Origin of the sequence: Microcoleus sp. AT8-A3 (genome assembly GCF_036705675.1) — a bacterium.
In the GTDB taxonomy this organism is placed as follows: Bacteria; Cyanobacteriota; Cyanobacteriia; order Cyanobacteriales; family Microcoleaceae; genus Microcoleus.
Window position 1 is genome coordinate 16529 of the sequence record NZ_JAUBVD010000041.1, and the last position, 21865, is coordinate 38393.

Here is a 21865-nt window from a genome sequence, read left to right on the forward strand (position 1 = left end):
AGGTGTGAAAAAAGATAAAAATGAATAAAGGTTGGCCAAGAAATCTTTCGATATTAGTTAAAAAACTGGTTTCGCAAGTCAGAAAAATCGTAGCACTAATACTTCCACGCATTGTTCGCCAACCTATAACCTCGCGGCCTCCGATGCAAGCTGCACCTTTGCCCAGCAACGAAGAAGAGAGGCTAAAAGCACTGCACGGCTACAACATTCTCGACACAGAAGCCGAAGCAGCTTTTGACGATCTAACAGCTTTAGCATCTTATATTTGCGGCACTCCGATTGCTTTAGTTAGCTTAATAGATTCTAACCGACAGTGGTTTAAATCCAAAGTCGGTCTGGAAGCGCCAGAAACTCCGAGAGAGTTAGCTTTTTGCGCCCACGCTATTTTAAATCCCAACGAATTGCTAGTTGTACCCAATACTCTAGATGACAATCGCTTTGTCGGCAATCCGCTAGTAACTTCCGATCCAAATATTCGGTTTTATGCTGGAGCCCCGCTAGTAACTCCTGACGGTTATCCGATCGGCACTTTGTGCGCGATAGATACAGTTCCTCGTAATCTCACCCCAGAACAGCTAGAAGCGCTGCGGACTTTAGGAAGGCAAATTATTAGTCAAATGGAGTTGCGAATTAATCTGGCTAAATTAGAGCGCGCGCAGGTGAGGCAAAAACAAGTAGAAGCAAAACTCCGCTCTACTGACGAGCAAATTGTCAATTGTTTAGAAGCAATGAGCGATGCTTTTTTTGCTTTCGATCCCCAGTGGCGATTTACTTACGTCAATTACAAAGCAGCGCAATTTTTGAATCGATCGCCGGAAGAACTTTACGGTAAAAATTTTTGGGAAGAGTTTCCCGAATTCACGAATTCGGATTTTTATAAAGAGTATCATGAAGCTGTAGCCAAACAAATTGGGGTGGCTTTTGAAAAATATTATCGTCCTTTAAAAGTGTGGTTGGAAGTGCGGGTTTTTCCTTCTCACGACGGCATTTCTGTGTTTTTTCACGACATAACTCAGCGCAGGCAGATGGAATATGCACTCAGGAAAGAACAGAAAAAAACTGAAAGTTTACTGCTAAATATTTTGCCAGAACCGATTGTCACTCGGTTGAAGCACGAACCGGGGGTAATTGCAGACAAGTTTGAAAAAGCAACAATTCTTTTTGCTGACTTGGTGAATTTCACCCAAATTTCTACTACCATGTCTGCCACTAAATTAGTGTACTTGCTGAATGAAATTTTCTCAGCTTTTGACGGACTGAGTGAGAAGCACGGCTTAGAAAAAATTAAGACGATCGGGGATGCTTACATGGTAGCAGCAGGTATTCCCATTGAACGTCCAGACCACGCAGAGGCGATCGCCGAAATGGCGCTGGATATGCTAGTAGCAATTGAGAAATTAAATGTGAAGCTAGACGCGAAATTTGACCTCCGCATCGGGATTAATAGCGGCCCGGTGGTAGCGGGGGTAATCGGCACTAAAAAATTCATTTACGATTTGTGGGGAAATGCGGTAAATACAGCCAGCCGCATGGAATCTCACGGCATAACAGGCCGCATTCAAGTCAGCCACTATACTTATGACTTACTGCAGGATAAATATGAATTTGAAGATCGTGGCGAGATCGAGATTAAAGGTAAAGGGCAAATGCAAACTTATTTGCTGACGGGTAGAAAAACAGTAAGCGATCTCAAAATTCTAGAGTAAATAAAGCTAAGAGTTGAAAGTACCTGATTGTTGAGGAAACTCTGCAGGCTGCGATCGATCGCCTCTTCGGGGCGATCGCCCGCTCGGCAGAACGGCTGCAGCAGAGCAGCCAAATAAGATTATGCTATAGACAGAGATATCGCAGCAATCCTAGGCGCGGTACTCGACGTTATAAAAATACTAAGTTGAAGTCGTCGGAGCCTTTAATAATGGTTCAATTTCATATTCAAACCGATAGCGATATTCCAGCATCCACCCAACTATTCAATCAAATCAGGTTTGCGATCGCCTCGCGACAATTTCCGCCCGGACACCGCTTGCCCAGCACCAGACAGCTAGCCATGCAGACGGGTTTGCACCGCAACACCATCAGCAAAGTATACCGCCAGCTCGAAAATACCGGACTCGTAGAAGCCCAAGCAGGATCGGGCATTTACGTCCGCGCTCAAGGCAACGAAGTTGTAGGCAACAAACTCAAATCTCCGATCCTCGAAGAATATCCCCTGGCTAACAAAATAGTACAAGGAAGTATCGATCAACTGCTGGAACAGGGCTGTACGCTCAACCAAGCGAGGGAATTATTTTTGACCGAAATTGACTGGCGGCTCAGGTGCAGCGCCCGCGTGGTCGTCACAGCCCCCACAGAAGACATCGGCGTGGGTGAACTGATGGCGAAAGAACTCGAACAAGCTCTCCGTATTCCCATACAGTTAGTGCCGATGGAACAGCTAGGTACTTTTTTGGATCAAATCTCTTCGGGAACTGTGATCACGAGTCGATATTTTATCGGAGAAGCAGAATCGATTTCGGCACCGCGTTCAGTGCGAGTTATTCCTGTAGACATCTATGACTACAGCCAGGAAATCCAGCTAGTCGGGGGTTTGCCGAAAGACAGTTATTTGGGTCTCGTTAGCCTGAGTCCGGGAATGCTACGATCGACCGAAGTCATCATCCACAGCATCCGGGGAGAGGATTTGCTGGTGATGACGGCCTTGGTTTCAGACGAGTACAAGATTAACTCGATCGTGCGATCGGCCAGAACAATTTTTTGCGACCAACCGAGTTTTGCTACAGTTAAAGCTGCCATCAATGCGGCTAGAGAAGATATTATTCGTCCCCCGCAACTGATCTGCTCCGAAAATTACATCGGATCTAAGTCGATTAATTTGCTCAAGCGCGAGTTGGGCTTGGGATGATACCATTTTCGATTTTCGATTTTCGATTTTCGATTAAAAAATTGGGAATGACTGCATAATGGTTGGGATATTCTTTAGAGTTGCATCCTTTTGGGAACTGGTATAATTCCCAATTCCTAATGGGCGTAAGCTGCCCACGGCGCACCCTAAATAATTAGGTTATTCGTCCAGGACTGAACTTGTAACTTTCAACTTCCAGTACCCGATACCGGATACCCAATTCCCAACTACCAATTACCAATTACCAATTACCAATTATCCATGACAATTGAAATCCAACCTTCAATTAATGTTAAAACGGCGATCGAAAGCCGGCGGGCCGCGCGCAGCTTCCAACCCGATCCGATTCCCCCAGCAATCTTGGCAGAGATTTTGCGATTGGGAGTGCGATCGCCCTCTGGTTACAACTTGCAGCCTTGGCGGTTTATCGTACTTCAAAACGCAGCCAGCAAAGAAAAATTAAAAACTTGCGCCTTCGATCAGCGCCAAGTGGTAGAAGCCCCAGTAGTATTAATCTGTTGTGGCGATCGGCGCGCCGGCAGCCCCGAAAACACCGAAGCCGTCATCGAATTGGGCAAAACCACAGGCGCAATGAATGACAATTTAGCAGGTTATATGCGACAAGCAATCCCGCAATTGTTCGAGAACCGTCCCTGCTTCGACTCCCTAGAAGCTTGGACAAACAGACATACAATGCTTGCAGTAGCCCACTTAATGATTGTGGCTAAAAGTTTTGGGGTAGACAGTTGTCCGATGGAAGGTTTTGTCAGCGCTAAGGTGAAAGAAGCCTTTCAAATCCCCGAAGAAGTAGATGTTTGCTGTTTGCTGCCGCTTGGTTATGCAGCCGCACCTTTCAAACAATATGGCGGGCGTTTTGACGTGACTCAAGTTTATTACAGCGAAAGTTATGGACAGGCTTTGCAAGCTGAGATTTGAGAGTTAAGATTTTGTGGCAACTTGAATTTTCCGAGTTAAGATTTGGAATGAATCGATGCCCAAGTTCAACCTAATCAAAAAACCCGACTGTTCTGCAATCTAAAATCTAAAATTCAAAATCTAAAATCGAAACTTGTGAGATAAGACAGAGGAGAAAATATGACAGCAGCAACGATCCAAAGCAACGCCCAACTTCTAGAAGTAAAATTGCAGCAACACTTGCAAGCAGCCGGATTTAAAAACTTACCGCTTTATATTAGTTGCGATTTTCGAGATGAATCTTTAACGGTTGTGGGAGAACACCCGCGCAGTTTAGTTCTCAAAGCCAAACCGACTTTTGCGGTGCTAGAAGCAGCAATTCTCGAAATAAAACCAGAATCTATTCAACAGATTGGACTTTGCCTAAAAATTACCGGGCAAAAACAGCCTTATGCTTTCCATTCTTTTACCATGCACAACCCTGTTTTGTCAAAACCAAAAACAGTGCTGTTGTTCAAAAAAACCGAGAATCCCCCTGCTGAAGAAACGGGGATAGTCTTAACAGAAAATGTGGTACAGACGGCGGATGTAGAGGAGGAGATACCGTTAGAAACAGATGAGAAAGATGCGTGGGATGAAGAATATTTCCCCAATTTTTCTGAGAGTTCCAGCAATTCCGATCCGATCGCCTTCAGCGTGCAAGCAATCCCGGCAGATATTGCAGACAATCCCTTCAATCCGCTGGATATGGAAGCGGTAACAGTTGCCCAAAAACCCAAGCAGTCACCGTTTGCGATGCTGGCTGCAGTAGGAATCATCAGTGTCGCCGCGCTAGTTTTGGCAGGCGGTTATTATATGCTGAGCCGCCCCTGCGTCATCGGAGAATGTAGTGCTTTAGCTAAGGCCAAACAGTTGAGCGAGAATTCGACGAAGACGCTGAAAACCTCAAAAGTTGCCAACAGCCCCCAAGAAGCGCAGAAACAGTTAAAACAGGCGATCGCCCTTTTGGAACCGATTCCCTCCTGGTCAATTCATCGCGGTGAAGCTCAAAGCGCCTTGGAAAGCTATCGTTCGCAAAATCAGAATTTAAACTCTGCGATCGATGCAGCGCGGCTCGCACAGTCAGCAGCCCAGAAAACCCAAAATCCGCCTTATTCTGCCGAGAAGGGGCAGGAAGCGCAAGCTCTGTGGCAAAGTGCGATCGCCGAACTCGGAGAAATCCCCGCAGACAGTCCAGTTTATCCGTTTGCTCAGAAAAAAAAGCAGGAGTACCGGAAGAATGTAGCAACTGGAAATCGGCAGTTAAGCACAGAGAAAACAGCGGAAAAAACGCTGCTCGCCGCCAAAAATACAGCCCAAATAGCAGAAGCTCGCGAAGCCGTAGCTCAGACAGCCGAGACTTGGGATCAAGTGCAATCAGGTTGGGAAGAAGCCCTCGTAATCCTATCAGAAATTCCCACGAACACGACATCTTACCAACAAGCTAAACTGTTAGTTCCCAAATACGAAACCAAACTTTCCGAAGCTCGCGAGCGCAAAAATGTCGAAGGAATTTCGGAAAATGCCTATACTCAAGCTGTGACTTTAGCAGCGGAAGCTCAAATTTTTGAGGGCAAAAACGCCTGGTTTAAAGCATCAGAATCCTGGCGAAGAGCTTTGAGTTACGCGGAGCAAGTGCCGGCGGCAACTGCCTATTCTCAGAAAGCCCAACCGCTGATCGCTTCCTACACAACTTCATTGCAGCAAGCAGAAGTAAAGTTGCAGGAAGAAAGGAACATGCAAAAAGCCCGTACTGATTTAGATAGAACTTGCAAAGGCAACCCCAAGATTTGCGACTATACTGTTAGCAAAGATTTGATTGCGGTGCAGATGACTCCAGGTTACGTGCAGAAACTCCAACAAACTTTCATTCAAGCAAACAACAACAATGCTGTGAAGACTCGCCAAGCTGTAGAAAACCACGTTCAAACGTTGCAAAAAGCTTTGGAGGCGATCGCCGAAAACGCCAAAATCCCGATGCAGGTGTACGATGGCGAAGGCAAGCGGATTGGGAGCCACGAACCGAAGTAGCCGGGATTTGAACATATTGTAGGGTTGGTTGACCGCGGCAATTCAATTAAGCCACCAATAGGTAAATATTTAACCGCGGCTAACCCAACAAATAGATTTTGGCAAGGGTATTGAGTTACTCCGCAATCAATCCAGCTTGAAAAACTTGTTGTGCCGTCAAATTCAACTCTGGAAAAGTTGACGACTCAATTTTATCATTTCCCCGAAACAAACTCACCTCATACTCGCCATCAACCAACTGATAAACCGATATCGTTGGTTGCTTGGGATTCCCGATAAACCTGCGGCCGCCCAAACCGAGATAATCCACAATCCAGTATTCAGGAATCCCGATTAGTTCGTATTCGCCTACTTTTTTGATGTAGTCATTTTGCCAATTCGTGCTAACGACTTCAACAACGAGCGGAATTGATGCGCCTTGAGTCACAGTTGAGAACTTTTGCCACAGATGTTCTGATGCTAAATTTGGGCGGTTTAATATCAAAATATCTGGAGAATAGGCTGATTCGTTTTCCCGCGGCTTAACTAATGCTTGTTTGGGGATGAAGTACGGCAGGTTTAGCCTGACAAATTCAAGAGTTAATTTCGAGGCTAAGAAACCGATAACTTCTTCATGTTTTCCCGGTGGCTGGGCTATTTCAATAATCCCTCCCTTGTGCAGTTCGTAACGTCGGTTTTCGGGTTTCCATTCCGCAAATTCTTCAAAAGTTACTGGTTGATTTGGAGTTTTAATCATGGTAAATTATCCCGATATCTTGTCCTATAAATCAATCATAATTATTGTAGGGGCGGGTTCACCGACAATCTTTAATGTCAGTCCTAGATTCCCTAAACCCGCCCCGACTAGATATTTATGTACAGATTATATGAGTTGTCAGTTATCAGTCATTTGGGCGGGGCGGGTTTATGAGATTTATCATTTTTATCGGAGATGTTGGTGAACCCGCCCCTACGATAATTCGGGTTAATTTATATTCTATCTGGTGTTCCCAATGCCCAATGCCCAATTCCCAATTACCATTTGATCAATTGTGCATCTTGATTAAAAAACTTCCGGGACAATCCCTCAGTCAACAGCAGAGTTGCGATTACAGTTGCCAGCGCTAACACAAACATAATCAAAATCTGGTAAGATGCTGCATCGAGAGGACTGACACCGCTCAGCATTTGACCTGTCATCATTCCCGGTAAAGTTACGATTCCTACCACCGTCATTGTATTTAAAAGCGGGATTAATCCAGCTTTTATCGCATCTTTGCGGTACTGCTTTACTGCTTGCTGCGGCGTCGAACCTAAACTTAAATGGGTTTCTATTTCTAACTGGCTGCTATTAACTGTACTGACAAGTCTTTCGCCCGCGATCGCCCCGGAGTTCATGGCATTGCCCAAAATCATACCCGCTAAGGGAATCAGGTATTGCGGTTCGTACCAAGGGTCAGGTTGCAAAATTAGCAAGTTTGTATAGGCAAGAGTCAAGGCCGTACTTATCAAAATTGAACCCCAAACTAAGGGCAGTAAGTTCTTGATTTTTTTGCTGATGCGGTTGCTGGCAACCATGCTAGCAGTTGTCAGCATGATTGCTAAAACTGCTAAAACCAGCCAAGGATTTTTCCCCTCCGGGTCAAATATAACTTCGAGCACGTACCCGACTAAGATTAGCTGGATCAGGGTGCGCCCCGCGGCGATCGCGATCGCCCCCTCCAATCCCAATTGCTGCCACGCCGAAAGCCCGATCGCGATCGCCACCATCCCCAAAGCCCAACCCAAATCAGTAAAATCTAGCAGAATTAACACCGGCCCACCCTTTCGATAATGTGATTGTTTGCCTGTCCAAATATAAGATATTTGAATAAAGGTTTCTGAGAAACAGTTTTGCTGCAAGAATTTGCTTTGATAATGCTTGAAATTTGTGGTGTCAAAAGTGAATAATGTTCCCCCCCTCGACTTAACCCGCCAATACGCGCTCCTTGGCGACGAAATAACCGCTGCGGTGCAAAAAGTGCTTGCCTCTGGCGGCTACGTAGGCGGCCCGGCCGTCAAGAGTTTTGAACGAGAGTTCGCCGACTACATCGGCGTTTCCGAGTGCGTTGGCTGCAACTCCGGCACCGATGCCTTGATTTTGGCCTTGCGAGCTCTCAAAATTGGCCCTGGCGATGAAGTGATTACCACTCCTTTTACCTTTTTTGCTTCGGCTGAGACAATTAGCGCCGTCGGCGCCACTCCAGTATTTGTCGATATTGACAGCGAGACTTTTAATCTGGATGTCGAGCTCCTCGAAGCGGCAATTACCGACAAAACCAAGGCAATTATGCCCGTCCACATCTTCGGCCAACCGGTAGACATGACTCGGCTGATGGAAATTGCGACTCGGCACAATTTAGCCGTAATTGAAGATTGCGCCCAGTCTGTCGGGGCCCAGTGGCAGTCTCGAAAAGTCGGCAGCATTGGCCATGTCGGCTGCTTCAGTTTTTATCCGACCAAAAACTTAGGCGCTTGCGGTGACGGTGGCGCGGTGACGACAAACGATCCAGCCCTCGCAGCTTCGATGCGAGTGCTCAAAGAACACGGACAGTCTTCTAGGTATTTCTACGAAGAAATCGGCTACAACAGCCGTTTAGATGCCCTGCAAGCGGTGATTCTCAGCATTAAATTGCGATATCTCGACAGTTGGAACGCGCAGCGACAGGAGAAAGCGGCACTTTACAGCGAATTTCTCTCCCGCGTGCCCGGAGTTGCCATCCCCAAAGAATTGCCCGAAGCAAAAGGAGTTTGGAATCAATACACGATCCGGCTGACAACTCCAGAAGACGCCCAAAATCCCTCTGGCAATTTTCGAGATTGGATGCGGGCTCAGTTGCAGGAAGCTGGCATCGGTTCGATGGTTTACTATCCGTTACCTTTGCACCTGCAACCTGTTTACAAATCTTTGGGTTATCAAGCAGGTCAGTTGTCAAAGGCTGAGCAAGTTTGTCGCGAAGTCTTGTCTTTGCCGATGTTCCCGGAACTGTCGAGGGATCAACAAGAGCGGACGATTTATGGGCTGAAAGATTGCTTGGCAAAGGCCGATCGCATCCGGTAGCTTTGGCGCGATGGCATCAGCGAGGGAAATGCAGGAGGAGAAAAGAATTGCAGGGTTGCAGTGGTGTGAGAATGTGCAGCGGTCAGTCGATTTTAGATTTTAGATTTTAGATTTTAGATTTACCCCACAGATAAATCTGGGATCTTGAACTAGGGTCTAAAATTTTTATCTCTCCACGACTTAAGTACGTAGCACGGTATCCGTTGTTGGGCTGGGTCAGGGAGAGCTGTTAAGTATTTTGACCGATCACTTGTACTTTTATGTACTATATTTAATGAAAAGAAACAAATTTAGGCTAGCAATCCGCCTCGAACGGGTGCATTTTCCGCTCGCCTAAAACTTGCAGTGCGATCGGTCAATGATGAAGAAGGAAGTTCGGCAACGGATTCGCTCGACGGATGTAACGGATTTCAGGAAGAGGGAAGAGGGAAGAAGGAAGAGGGAAGAAGGAAGAATAAAGAATAAAGAATGTTGGAACTTTCGACTTCTAATCCCCGATACCCGATGCCCGATGCCCGATGCCCGATGCCCGATGCCCGATGCCCGATGCCTGATGCCTGATGCCCGATGCCCGATGGCCGATGCCCAATTCTCAATTTAACCTGTAATTTTCAGAAGATAAGAGGAAAATAAACGAGTGCCTCAGTATCAATTCACTCAGGCTAGACGCTACGATCCACAAGCGATCGCTCAGTATTACCGCAAACGTCCTTGGAAAGCAATTTGGCGCGCAATTACCGTTATTTGGTCTTTTGCAGGCTTCGTTCTGGGGATGCTGTGGGACAGTTGGCAGCATGAAGTCGCAGCACACCAGCCGGAACGGGCCACCCACCTACGACAAATACTTACTCGCTTGGGCCCCACTTTCATTAAAGTCGGCCAAGCCCTTTCTACCAGACCGGATTTGATCCGCAAAGACTTTCTCGAAGAATTGATCAAACTTCAGGATCAATTGCCGCCGTTTGACTCGGTGCGCGCTTTCGAGATTATTGAAGCGGAACTCGATCGCAAAATTAGCGAAACCTACAGCGAAATCTCCCCCGAACCTGTCGCCGCGGCAAGTCTTGGTCAAGTCTACCGAGCTCGCCTCCTCACCGGGGAAGCAGTAGCAGTCAAGGTTCAGCGACCGAATTTGCTGCCCGTATTGAGCCTTGACCTTTACTTAATGCGCTGGGCCGCTGGATGGTTGGGCCCGTTGCTGCCGCTGAATCTCGGTCACGACCTTTGTTTGATCGTCGATGAATTCGGTATCAAATTGTTCGAGGAAATTGATTATATCAATGAAGGCCGCAACGCCGAGAAATTTGCGACAAATTTTGCCGACGACCCGACAGTAAAAGTTCCGAGCATTTACTGGCGCTATACTTCAAATTGCGTTCTGACTCTTGAATGGATTGACGGCATCAAGCTGACAGATATGGAAAGTGTTAAAGCCGCAGGTTTGGATACCGATAGTTTAATTGAAGTCGGAGTCCGCAGCGGTTTGCGGCAGTTGCTGGAACACGGATTTTTTCACGCTGACCCGCATCCGGGAAATCTGTTTGCCTTAGCGGACGGCCGCATGGCTTACATTGATTTTGGGATGATGGATCAGATGGAAGAAACAACTAAAGAAACTTTGGTTGATTCTGTCGTTCATTTGATCAACAAAGATTACTTAGAGTTAGCCAAGGATTTTGTCAAACTTGGCTTTTTGACTCCAGATACAGATATTATGCCGATCGTCCCGGCGCTGGAATCTGTGCTCGGCGATATCGTCGGCGAAAAGGTGTCAGATTTTAACTTCAAGACGATTACAGACCAGTTTTCGGAGTTGATGTACGATTATCCTTTCCGGGTGCCGGCGAAATTTGCCTTAATTATTCGCTCTCTGGTGACAGAAGAAGGTTTGGCCCTGACGCTGAATCCGAATTTCAAGATAGTCGAGGTGGCGTATCCTTATGTAGCGCGGCGTTTGTTGAACGGAGAATCTCCGGCTCTGCGGCGGCGTCTGATTGAGGTATTATTCAAAGATGGCAAATTCCAGTGGAACAGGTTAGAGGACATGATCGCGATCGCCCGATCGGATCGCAGTTTCGACTTGCTCCCCACCGCCCAACTAGGCTTGCAATTTTTGCTGTCCGAGGAAGGCTCGTTTTTGAGACGCCAGCTAATGTTAGCTTTGATTGAGGACGATCGAATCCACACCGAAGAAGTTCGCAGCCTGTGGAACTTAGTCAAGGAAGATTTGCAGCCCAGTCGCCTGTTCAACGTTGCTCTAGGCGCTTTGACGGAGTTTTCCACAGCAGGGGCAGCCGCGCTAACTCGATTTTAATTAGAAGGAAGTTCGGCAACGGATTCGCTCGACGGATGTAACGGATGTCAGGAAGAAGGAAGAGGGAAGAAGGAAGAGGGAAGAAGGAAGAAAAATAATTCTACTCTTGCCAATTCCCAATTCCCAATTCCCAATTCCCAATTCCCAATTCCCAATTCCCCATTCCCCATTTCCAATTACCCAAATTAAGGAATTATTCGTGTATTATTTTCCAGAACCTCCCTATTTTTTAATGTCGGCTGGATTACTAGCAGGTATGGCTTCCGGCGTAGCATTTGAAGCAACTCTCAAACAATCCGTACAACAATGGTCTAAAAATCGTTCTACTCGCACCTTGGCTAACCTGCCAAGGCTGCAATTGGTCATACCTTTTCTGGGAATGGCGGGCGGTATTTGTGTATTTTTAGCTTCGGGGATGGAGATTTTTGGCTTCCCCAAACTACTTTGTTATGCCCTAGCTTTGCCACTGACGGTACTCACTGGCTGGCTAGTTTGGACTCAGCTAGGTAAGCTTTTGATCGAGTTAGAACGCGGAGGTTCCCAAGCGCTGGATTTAGATTCTTTTGAACAATGAAAGTTAACTATCAACCTCTTTTTATCAGAAGGAAGGGGGTTGATAGTTATCTAGGATTATCCTATTTGATGCTTTTTGAACCGCAGAGAACGCAGAGAACGCAGAGGAAGACAAAGAAGAAGATGACAAGTTAGGCAATAATTTGTGTAAAATTTTTAAAATCTAAAATCTAAAATCTAAAATCGAATGAGTATTTTAATTGTTACAGGTGCGGCGGGATTTATTGGCTCTAACTTAGTAGAAACTCTTTTAAATCGAGGGGAGACGGTAATTGGTGTTGATGAGTTCAACGATTATTACGATCCGGATCTCAAGCGCAAGAATATTGCACGATTTGAAAAGTATCCGGGTTTTGAATTGGTGGAAGGCGATATTTTGTCTCTAAATTGGCGTGGTCTTTTATCTGATGCTAAGGTGATATTTCATCAGGCGGCGCAAGCAGGAGTTCGTGCTAGCTGGGGCGACGGTTTTCGCAGCTATACGGAACGCAATATTAACAGCACTCAAGTATTGTTAGAAGCGGCAAAAGATGCGCCAAGATTGCAAAAGTTTGTCTATGCTTCTTCTTCTTCAATTTACGGCAATGCTGAATCTTTTCCCACGAATGAAAACGCTTGTCCGCAGCCGGTTTCTCCCTACGGAATTACGAAGTTAGCCGGTGAACGTTTGTGTGGGCTTTATTACAAAAATTTTGGTCTTCCGACTACTTCCCTGCGCTATTTTACTGTTTACGGGCCGAGACAGCGCCCCGATATGGCTTTTCACAAGTTTTTTAAGTCGATTTTGTTTGATGAGGCGATTTCTATTTTCGGCGACGGATTGCAAACGCGGGATTTTACGTTTATCAGCGATTGCGTTGCGGCGAATTTAGCGGCGGCTGAGGTTCCTGAAGCTGCGGGGGAAGTTTTTAATATTGGTGGGGGAAGTCGGGTGGTTTTGAAGGAAGTTATTGATACAATACAAAGGATTGTCGATCGACCTATTCGCATAGATTTTACCGAAGCTGCGAGGGGAGACGCGCGGCACACTAGCGCAGATGTGTCTAAAGCCAAGAAAATCTTAGGTTATCAGCCGCAGGTTTCTCTAGAAGAAGGATTGAGGCGCGAATGGGAGTGGATTCAGTCTTTGTACAGTTAGATACTATTTATCCCCAAAATTCCGCAACTTAAATTGAACATTATTAAGTTTTCTCATTCCCCAACTTTTGAGATTTCTCCCCAAGCGAACCAACACATTTGGAGGCACGAGTTTTGGCTGTGTTTCCGACGAATTCAAATAGCGGTAATGCAGAAATACATCTCGGTAAGGAATCTCCACATCTTCACCAGCACACAAGCGAGTAAACTTTGCAGCCGAAATACTCATGTAATGCAAATAAGTAAGCCGCCGTCCTTTATCATATAAAACATCATCTATCACATCAAATTGAGAAGACCAATGATTTCCCGTTACCTGTTCGGGTTCAGCATATGCAAAGTTGTAAAAAGATATTTTGCTGCGGGCGACTAAATAGTTAAGTAAAGATTGGTCAGCCCCCCGCAAAGACATAATTTCCGCCTCTCCTGATGTTAATTTTTCTAAAAATTGAGAGCAATTATTTCGATTTAAAACCCCCGCTTTTGACGCAAACCAACCCGCACAAAAAGTATGAGATTGCAGTCCGTCAATATTTAAAATTTGAGGTAATTTGGGGGAGGACAAATCAAATATATAATTGAGGTCGGATTTGTATTGAAAATCGTTTGCTACCCAATCAAAATCATCAAGTTTTTGATAAATATAATCTAGAGAACCCATTAACAGAGTGTCTGCATCAAAATAGATAAATTTATCAAAAGGGCCGTCGAAACAACATAATTTTCGGTGCATTTCCAAACATTGAACTGGTTCCCAACCTTGAGATTTCCATACTTTTTGAGCTTTTGCATGAGTTTTCCAAACTTGAGTCGCAAAGTCTTCCCATAAAATGATGGAATCGGTATTTTCAAACAGGGTGACATGAGGACGAGTTGCAATTTCTACTTGCACTTTTTTCATTCTGTCATCATAGGGAATGATGCAAACAGGAATATTTTTTGCCCCGTTGACTTCGAGACTGTTCAATAAAGCGACTAAGTGGTCGAAAACAACATCGTTTGCCAGAATATAAATGCCATCAGTCATCGGATTTTAGATTTTAGATTTTAGATTTTAGATTGAAGAATTATACTCATTCAAACCTTGTTTGGCATCAAAAACACCACCAAATTTAGGAATTGTGGAACAGGCATCTTGCCTGTTCTTCCAAGCTTGTTTGGTGTCAAAAACACCACCAAATTTAGGAATTGTGGAACAGGCATCTTGCCTGTTCTTCCAAGCTTGTTTGGTGTCAAAAACACCACCAAATTTATGAATTGTGGAACAGGCATCTTGCCTGTTCTTCCAAGCTTGTTGATAATGATACAACATATGAGTTTATCCTCACCTACTGAAAGCCAGAAATATTTTTTGCACTAAATTTGGTTTTTCCTCATTGAGATAACGATAATGTTTCCAAAGTTGCCAATAAGGACTACCCGATTTAATCGGTATTCCAGCCCAGTGAATATATTTTAACCTTTTGCCTTTGTCATAAAGAACATAATCTATTTCTTGAAAATGTTTAGAACCAGCCCAGCTTCCAGGTTCGGTTGCTGAATCTTTAACCAGGTTGCAGCGTTTGGGAATCAGTTTAAGAATGATATAATTTAGTATAGGTTGATCGGTGACATTTTGAGTAAAGTCAAAATATTCTCGATGCTGCGAACATTCTTGCAAAATTTCATACATTTGCGATTCTGTAATCGTTCCTTTTCTCGAAGCCCAAAAGCCGCTGTTGAATACATCTTGAAGCTGTGAGTCTGTAAAGATATTTTGTTCTTTTACAGCGGGTGAAAATACATTTCGCAGTTTTTCGCTGAGGTGGTGATAGTCGCAGCAAAAAAAGTCTACTTCTGATAGTTTGTTTAAGTTGGCTGCGATATCTTCAAAGACGATGATATCGGTATCGATGTACAGAAATTCGTCAAGGGGGCCAAACCAGGCGGCGAGTTTTCGCATTTTGTTGGGGAGGGCTAAAAAGTTGCGATCGAACATTTGGCCAATTTCTCTGGTAAACTGTTCCACAAACTCCAGATTTGGGAACAATTGCACACCGTGGAGACTGCTGAGTGCGGCTGCGACTTGCTGATAATTGTCGTCGAAGGGAATCAGAAAAACAGGTACTTGACAATTGTACAGACGTATGCTGTTTAGAAGGGCGATCGCACTTTCGATCACCTTATCATTCGCAACAATATAAATACCGCGATTCATACATTTATCCTCAACCTTCTCAATACCCTGGTTAACAAATTCGCCCCAGAAACCTCAGTATAAGACTTGGGCGCTTGGGCAAAAATCGGACGCTTTGACGGTTCGCGGAGATAGCGGTAATGCAGGAACAAATCGCGATAGGGAAACTCAATATTTTCCCCCGCACAAACTCTCCGAATTAAATCCGGCGGCACACCAATATAATGAATGTAAGTAAGTCGGTTTCCCTTGTCGTACAAAATCTGATCTTGCTCTTCAAAATGTTTAGAAGTGACACTGCACCCAGTTTTTTCGCCATCCGGGAGGCTATAAGCAAAATTATAGCTATTCATCCCCGTTTTCATCACCATATAATTGAGCAACGGCTGTTCTCCCGCACCTTTATAGAGAATTTCCGCCTCGCCCGATTGCAGTTGAGCTAACAGCCATTCCCTAGTATCTTGCTCAAACAATCCTTGCTTGCTGGCGTAAAATCCCGAACAAAATATTTCCGAGTCTATCCGATTTTGCTCAAAAACTTCGAGCAGTTTTGGCGACTGAATATTGTATACTTTAGTTGGATCGCGAAATTGAAAATCATAAACCACAAAATCCGATTCCTCTAACTTCAGAAAAACCGCATCAAGGGAATTCATCACCAAAGTATCGGCATCCATATAGATAAACTTGTCAAAGGGGCCGTCGAAAGCGCAAAAGCGCCGGTGTGCGCCGTAAAGCCGGAATTTTTTGCGGTTCAAACGCTCTGGTGCGGCTGCTTGCATGAATTTGTCCCATCGCTGAATAGATGCGCTATCTTCATAAATAAAGACGTTGGGACGGTTAACAATTTCAGCTTTGATTTGCTCTATTTGGTCGTCGAAAGGATAAATGCAGACGGGAGTATTTGAGCCTAAGATAACTTCAATACTGTTGAGCAAGGCAATTAGTTGGTCGTAAACTGTATCGTTGGCAAGCGTGCAAATTCCATTCATATCTATAGTCTCGCGAAGGCGGAATTTGTTTGTATAGTTGCGGTTTCAACCGCCGAATCAGTTAGTAAAATGGTAGAGGAGGGCGATCGGGGGAAAATTAGGAGGAGGGAGAAAGCGATGTCGCCGCAACGCGAAAACCCCTACCGGGCTTCCAAAGAAGATCCGTCGCTCCCGACCTGCGATTGGCACTGCGGCAATCGACCGCATAGTTGTAACAAGAACCGCCACGCTGCACGCGGCAATCATCTTTACCAGTTTCCCAGGAACTTCCGTCAGTGGGTGCGCCATTATAGTTCCTATGACACCTATCGCTGCACCACTCCCAAACATTGCCGTGCATATCGTACAGTCCAAAGGCATTGGGGGGAAAACTCCCGACATCGGTTGTTGGTTGGCGGTAAAGTCCTGTGGGGACTTTTGCGTAGGGGTTTCCCTTATAGTTGACTAAATCCGGGGTAACGGTTTTCCCAAAATGAAATGGGGTTGTTGTACCGGCACGACATGCGTATTCCCATTCTGCTTCACTCAGAAGGCGATATTTTTTCCCGGTTTGTTGCGAGAGTCTGCCACAGAATGCGACGGCATGATACCACGGTACATTGTTTATAGGACGTTTTTCACATTGGAACTTCGAGGGGTTATTTCCCATCACTGCTTGCCACTGTCCTTGGGTGATAAGATATTTGGCTGCATAAAAAGCGGGTACTGTTACTTGATGCTGCGGACTTTCATCATATATACCTGATTCTGTTGCTGGGGAACCCATCATAAAAGTTCCTCCGGGAATATAAACCATTTCCAGTACAATTGCGTTCCCTAAGTCTTCGGGAAAAAAGCGAGCATAATGACGGCTGCGACTATTTTCTTTTCCTTCAGCATCGACTGTGATGACATCAAAGTCAAATGTAGGGAGATAGTCTTGAGGGAAAAGGGGTTTAAGCTTTAAGTCATCTCTATCTTTCAGCAGTGAATAGGCAGCTAATTTTACTTGCATCGATTCATCTTGCAGTGCCGCAATTATTAAATCTAAGCCAGCCTTTCCATATTTCAGCGCTTCAGACAGCGCAGCAATTTTCACCTCGACAATCGGTGAAGCCAAACGACTCTTAACACCGCGAATGCCACCTAAGACGGCTGCACCCAATGGCACTTGAGATTGACCGCCGAGTACGGCATCATATTCTCTGGGTTGATTTGGGTTTTCTGCCATTGCGCTATTTCCTAAGATACAAAGTTAGACAGCCAATTGAGCAAGTTCAATTCGTGGAGAATGATTTGTCTGGCTTCGGCAATTTTATCCCTGGCTTCATGCCAATAATCCGGCGTAGCCACAACCTCTTTAATAAATTCTACTCCTTTCTCATCCAAACTCGGCAGCCGCAGAAAACTCCCCGCCGGCAACAACTTATCCGCCGCCGAACCGCCGTAATAAATTGGCAAACACCAAGCTAATAAGGCATCCCAAAGCTTCTCGCTGACATACCAATCGTTTTCTGCATAATTTTCTATAGCTAAGTTGTAATAGTAGGGTGCAACGGCGTGCCATTTATTGTTTACAGTGCCGTTACCGCGCGCCCAAGTTGGCAAGTTTCGCCCGTAAAGGTCAAAATCTAATTCTTGTGATTGCAGCAATTTGATAAAGTCTAATCTGTGGCGGTGATTGGCGCTGCGGCTAACACCTGAAGTAATCCAAGAACAGGATTTAGTTTTAGCTGGTGGCGGCATTTCATCCAGTTCTCGAAACGAGTTAGAGTGATACCAAATCGCGGGCATATAATCGGGTTTTGGTGCGAAATTGTCTGGCCCGGAAACGTAACCGCAATAAAGTTTGGCTTGTTCGTAGTTGGCTTTGGTAATTTCAATAACTTCTGGTAATGGCGGCTCCCGGATCAGGTAAATTATGCGTTCCTTGGGGACACCGCGCAATTTGTCTCGAATGTCATTTTCTGGGTTTTGAGGGCTTGGACGGCGGATTTTATCGAGCCAGGATTGCTGTTTTGGCGATCGGGGAAAGTCGAATTGATACATGAGTAAAAAGTCTGGTTCGGGGTGGTTGGCGAGCATTTGAATGTTTCCCCATTTGCCGAAGTTTTGGGGGGTTTGTTGCCACAGCCAGTCGCTTTGACTCATGCCTGGATAGGTGGTGATTGTGCCGATAATTTTTGGGTTCATTTTTAATAATAAATATGGTTTTCTGATGTGGGCAGGGCGGGTTTATGAGATTGTTTATTTTAGGCAATTATGGTTGGTAAAACCCGCCCCTACGGGATTTTAAAATTATCGGATGAGGATTAATGAATAATTTGCGATCGCACTGACTCTTCTACATAACCCATAATTTTCTCTATCCTATTTTCCCACGAAAATTGCTTGACAAAATCCATTGTTTCTGCATAGCCTTCGCTTTTCCTCGGATATTTAGTTAAACAATCTCGAATGCTTTGCGCGAAATGGTGCGGGTTATCCGGTTCGCACCAAGTGGCTGCTATATTTCCCGATTTAAATTCCATTAAAGATGCAATCTCCGTCGCTACAATCGGAGTTCCCGATGCCATGTAATCAAAGAATTTTAAAGGAGATGTGAACGTCGCGGCCTCTGTCAAACAGTGCGGGTGAGTCAAAACATCGGCTGCTTGCAGCAAGCTAGCTAGTTGATTTTGAGGCAGGTAGCCGAGAAATTTAATGTTGTTAACTTGCTGGGATTTGGCTAATTGCTGGTAGGCTGTTACTTGGGATGAATCACCGCCTGCGATCGCAAATTGAACCAGCGGCAATTCCTTAGCCACATCCACCAACATATCAACACCTTTAAATGGGTAAAGTCCGCCTGCATAAACTGCTAAATGCTGTCTGTCATCTTCTAATAATTGCTGTCGCCAATTCTGGGCTGCTTCTGTTTGTCTGGCGAGAAACAAAAGGTTAAAACCGTTGTGCAGCGTAATTACTTTTTCCGGCGGCATCCCATTCTTAATCATGCTGTCTCGCACTGTATCGGCAACAGTTACAGCAATTTGAAACAGAGGATTGCGGACAATTTCTGATTCAAATTGCTTGTCTTCATGGTGGTGCTGTTCGTAGATAGCGGGAATTCCGTTTTTAACTGCTGCTTTGACAAAGTTCCAGTCGCGGGTGTGGACAATTTTAGTTGATTTAAGCAGGTGAATTGGTAAGTAGTATTTTGATACTATTGTACTCGAACTCGTCCACTTGCTGTCCCAAAAATCGATCGGCCACGGCATCGGTAAATCTGCTACTTTTAATTTTTCCTGAATATTGTAAATTTGGGCAAGTTTTTCATCGGGTTTCCTGGGTTGAAAAGGAAAAAGCAAATCAACCGGATTCAATGCACTCCAGCCTTGGCGGAGGTATACCAAAACTGCTGGTAAACCGAGATTTGCTGCGGCATTGGCAGAGTGGGCAACTTGAACTAAGCTCGCTACATTGGGTTGCGGCAAGATATTTCTGGTAAAAAATACATAATATTTGGACATGGTAATTGGTAGTTAGTAATTGGTAATTGGTAATTGGTAATTAGTAATTGTTGACTGTTGACTGTTGACTAATGACTACTGACTACTGACTAATGACTAATGACTACTGACTACTGCCAACTGACTACTTTTTAACTGCCTGACGCTTAATAGTATTTTCTATAAATTCTAAAGTCGTGAAAATATTAGCAGCAGAGTGAAATGATTCTCGGATTAACTCGTCTCTTTCTTCGGGAGAGTCTACCATTTCATCTACTAGCATTTTGAGGTAAGCTATCATGGGAGTCAGGCGAGTGCGAATTTCGTAAGAACCTCTAATTAGAGCTTCATCGCGAGCGGTTTCTTCGGCAAATTGCACTGAATACAAGCGAGTGTAGTATCCTCCTTTTGCTAGCAATTCTTCGTGGGAACCCATTTCTACTACTTGCCCGCGATCGATCACGGCGATTTTGTTGGCTTTTTGGACTGTGGAGAGGCGGTGGGCGATGACTAAGGTGGTGCGATCGCAACTCAATTTCTCGATCGCCGCTTGTACGTACCTTTCCGAAACCGTATCCAGCGAACTCGTTGCCTCATCTAAAATTAAGATTTCCGGGTTTTGCAGCAGGGCTCTAGCAATTGAAATTCTCTGACGCTGCCCTCCCGATAAAATCACGCCCCGATCGCCAATTTGAGTATCCAACCCCTCCGGCAACAGTTGGATAAACTCGTAAGCATTAGCTCCCTTCGCCGCTTCCACAATTTCTTCCTCAGTCGCTTGAGGCCTAGCGTAAGCAATATTTTCGCGCACTGAAGCATTAAACAAAAACGTATCTTGGCTAACAATACCCATCGCTTGTCTGAGACTTTTCAGCTCAAATTCGCGCAAATCTCTACCATCGATCGAGATATGACCTTCAGTTGGATCGTAAAATCTCGGCAGTAAATCTGCCAAAGTTGATTTGCCAGAACCCGAAGTTCCTACCAAAGCTAAAGTAGTGCCGTGAGGTAGAAATAAATCAATTCCTTGCAGAACTAAATTCTTGTGATTGGGATAACTAAAAGATATTTTATTAAAATGAATTCCCGATCGCAAATGAGTGTAAGGCACAGAACCGTTCAGCATAAATGGCTTGTCCTCGCAGCTCAAAAAATCATTAACCACCTCTACACTAGCCGACGTATTAGCAAATTGACTGCGCCCGCTATTCAACTGTGAAATTAAAGGAATTAACCTAAAAAGTACCAATAAGTAGGTTAATAAAATTGTAGCAATAGACTCTATCTCATTCGCAAATATGGTGCGGCCTATAAATACAATCAGAATTATAACTATCAAATTAACAACTTCGTTAATTGGGGCGATCGCCGCATAATTTACCTGAGCCTGAAAATCCGCTTGTTCTCGCCTTTGAATTAAATACTTGATCCGCTGATACTCCCTTTCCTCGTTCCCAGTTGACTTGACGAGCCGAATCCCCGTAATGGTTTCCAGCACCCTAACCGAATAATCTTTCGACATTTCAGAAAGCAGGTGGCCAAAATGCTTGGAACGGTTAATAATATATTGATTTGCCCAAGCAACTAACGCCAGCAAAACTGTAGCTGTCACCGTCAGTTTCCACGAGATAGAAAGTAGCAGGCCCAGAAACACCAAAACCGTGATTGACGTAGTAAACATTCCGATGGCCGTACCAACTGCACTAGCAGTCCGACCAATCTCTCCGCCCAATCTATTAATTAAATCCCCGACTTTTGTTTTAGAGTAAAAATCTAAATCTACTTCTAACAACAACCGCAAACCTGCTTCTCGCAAATCAAAAGTCAGAGAGCGCGTCAGAGAAGTAGCTACTAAAGTATTGATATAACTCGCAACATTTTTTAAAAAAATTGCCAGCACAACCGCCCCGGTCATCAACATTAAACGCTGATTTCCGGGCATTCCCTCAAAGGGATACATCAAAGTTTTAATTAGAGGTGGAGCACCCCGCAGCTCGATAGTTTCCTCTAAAAAACTTAAAAGCACTGGTACAATCAGAGTAGTGCTGATACCGTTGAATAAAGCGCCAGAAAAGCCCAGCATCACAGTTAAGAGAATCCTGCCGGGATATCGTCTGGCAAATTTTAGGAGTAGCTTATTGGCAGACATGAAGCATTCCCAGCTAAACAGTACGGCATCTTAAAATATTCTTTAATAACAGCCAGCTTTTCTTCCTCCATTGAGTCGTTTTAAAATA

At 44.8% G+C, this 21865-nt stretch carries 18 protein-coding genes; 8 read left to right on the forward strand and 10 right to left on the reverse strand.

Annotated features, from left to right (window positions below; genetic code table 11):
- Nucleotides 1-20: 20 nt before the first annotated feature.
- The 4 genes from QUB51_RS21300 to QUB51_RS21315 all read left to right on the forward strand — a co-directional run bounded on the left by QUB51_RS21300 (nt 21) and on the right by QUB51_RS21315 (nt 5887).
- A complete protein-coding gene (locus QUB51_RS21300) occupies nt 21-1706 on the forward strand; it encodes an adenylate/guanylate cyclase domain-containing protein (RefSeq protein ID WP_333263197.1) in 1686 nt (561 codons plus the stop codon).
- A 209-nt stretch (nt 1707-1915) separates the two neighbouring features.
- Nucleotides 1916-2902: a GntR family transcriptional regulator gene (locus QUB51_RS21305; protein WP_333053807.1), complete on the forward strand. Its 987-nt coding sequence runs from the start codon at nt 1916-1918 to the stop codon at nt 2900-2902.
- A gap of 261 nt (nt 2903-3163) precedes the next feature.
- Nucleotides 3164-3838: a nitroreductase family protein gene (locus tag QUB51_RS21310; protein ID WP_333053808.1), complete on the forward strand. Its 675-nt coding sequence runs from the start codon at nt 3164-3166 to the stop codon at nt 3836-3838.
- A 159-nt stretch (nt 3839-3997) separates the two neighbouring features.
- Nucleotides 3998-5887, forward strand: a complete 1890-nt coding sequence (locus QUB51_RS21315) for a hypothetical protein (RefSeq protein WP_333053809.1) — start codon at nt 3998-4000, stop codon at nt 5885-5887.
- A gap of 115 nt (nt 5888-6002) precedes the next feature.
- On the opposite strand, the gene QUB51_RS21320 is transcribed toward QUB51_RS21315, so the two are convergent.
- Both QUB51_RS21320 and QUB51_RS21325 read right to left on the reverse strand, forming a co-directional pair.
- Nucleotides 6003-6623 (reverse strand): Uma2 family endonuclease, encoded by a 621-nt coding sequence (locus QUB51_RS21320; protein ID WP_333263201.1) that lies wholly within the window; start codon nt 6621-6623, stop codon nt 6003-6005.
- 278 nt (nt 6624-6901) lie between these two features.
- Nucleotides 6902-7681 carry an ABC transporter permease gene (locus tag QUB51_RS21325; protein ID WP_333053811.1) on the reverse strand — a complete coding sequence of 260 codons (780 nt, stop codon included), beginning with the start codon at nt 7679-7681 and terminating at the stop codon, nt 6902-6904.
- Nucleotides 7682-7808: 127 nt separating this feature from the next.
- On the opposite strand from QUB51_RS21325, the gene QUB51_RS21330 reads away from it, so the two are divergent.
- From QUB51_RS21330 to QUB51_RS21345, 4 genes are all read left to right on the forward strand, one after another.
- Nucleotides 7809-8966: a DegT/DnrJ/EryC1/StrS family aminotransferase gene (locus QUB51_RS21330; protein WP_333053812.1), complete on the forward strand. Its 1158-nt coding sequence runs from the start codon at nt 7809-7811 to the stop codon at nt 8964-8966.
- A 637-nt stretch (nt 8967-9603) separates the two neighbouring features.
- Nucleotides 9604-11280, forward strand: coding sequence for an AarF/ABC1/UbiB kinase family protein (locus QUB51_RS21335; protein WP_333263203.1), 1677 nt, complete (start codon nt 9604-9606; stop codon nt 11278-11280).
- A gap of 199 nt (nt 11281-11479) precedes the next feature.
- Nucleotides 11480-11854, forward strand: coding sequence for a hypothetical protein (locus QUB51_RS21340; protein WP_333047934.1), 375 nt, complete (start codon nt 11480-11482; stop codon nt 11852-11854).
- A 186-nt stretch (nt 11855-12040) separates the two neighbouring features.
- Complete coding sequence (locus QUB51_RS21345; protein WP_333053814.1) at nt 12041-12991, forward strand: NAD-dependent epimerase/dehydratase family protein; 951 nt, start codon at nt 12041-12043, stop codon at nt 12989-12991.
- A gap of 3 nt (nt 12992-12994) precedes the next feature.
- Here QUB51_RS21345 and QUB51_RS21350 read toward each other — a convergent pair whose 3' ends face one another.
- From QUB51_RS21350 to QUB51_RS21385, 8 genes are all read right to left on the reverse strand, one after another.
- Nucleotides 12995-14017, reverse strand: a complete 1023-nt coding sequence (locus QUB51_RS21350) for an Npun_R2821/Npun_R2822 family protein (protein ID WP_333053815.1) — start codon at nt 14015-14017, stop codon at nt 12995-12997.
- A 27-nt stretch (nt 14018-14044) separates the two neighbouring features.
- Nucleotides 14045-14302 carry a hypothetical protein gene (locus QUB51_RS21355; protein WP_333278745.1) on the reverse strand — a complete coding sequence of 86 codons (258 nt, stop codon included), beginning with the start codon at nt 14300-14302 and terminating at the stop codon, nt 14045-14047.
- A gap of 12 nt (nt 14303-14314) precedes the next feature.
- A complete protein-coding gene (locus QUB51_RS21360; RefSeq protein ID WP_333053818.1) occupies nt 14315-15187 on the reverse strand; it encodes an Npun_R2821/Npun_R2822 family protein in 873 nt (290 codons plus the stop codon).
- A complete protein-coding gene (locus QUB51_RS21365) occupies nt 15184-16158 on the reverse strand; it encodes an Npun_R2821/Npun_R2822 family protein (protein ID WP_333263206.1) in 975 nt (324 codons plus the stop codon). Before QUB51_RS21365 ends, QUB51_RS21360 begins: the two co-directional genes overlap by 4 nt.
- 97 nt (nt 16159-16255) lie before the next feature.
- Nucleotides 16256-17368: a formylglycine-generating enzyme family protein gene (locus QUB51_RS21370; RefSeq protein ID WP_333263209.1), complete on the reverse strand. Its 1113-nt coding sequence runs from the start codon at nt 17366-17368 to the stop codon at nt 16256-16258.
- A gap of 11 nt (nt 17369-17379) precedes the next feature.
- Complete coding sequence (locus QUB51_RS21375; protein WP_333263213.1) at nt 17380-18330, reverse strand: glycosyltransferase family 10 domain-containing protein; 951 nt, start codon at nt 18328-18330, stop codon at nt 17380-17382.
- A 119-nt stretch (nt 18331-18449) separates the two neighbouring features.
- Nucleotides 18450-19649, reverse strand: coding sequence for a glycosyltransferase family 4 protein (locus QUB51_RS21380; RefSeq protein WP_333263219.1), 1200 nt, complete (start codon nt 19647-19649; stop codon nt 18450-18452).
- A gap of 124 nt (nt 19650-19773) precedes the next feature.
- A complete protein-coding gene (locus tag QUB51_RS21385) occupies nt 19774-21777 on the reverse strand; it encodes an ABC transporter ATP-binding protein (protein ID WP_333263222.1) in 2004 nt (667 codons plus the stop codon).
- Nucleotides 21778-21865: the final 88 nt, after the last annotated feature.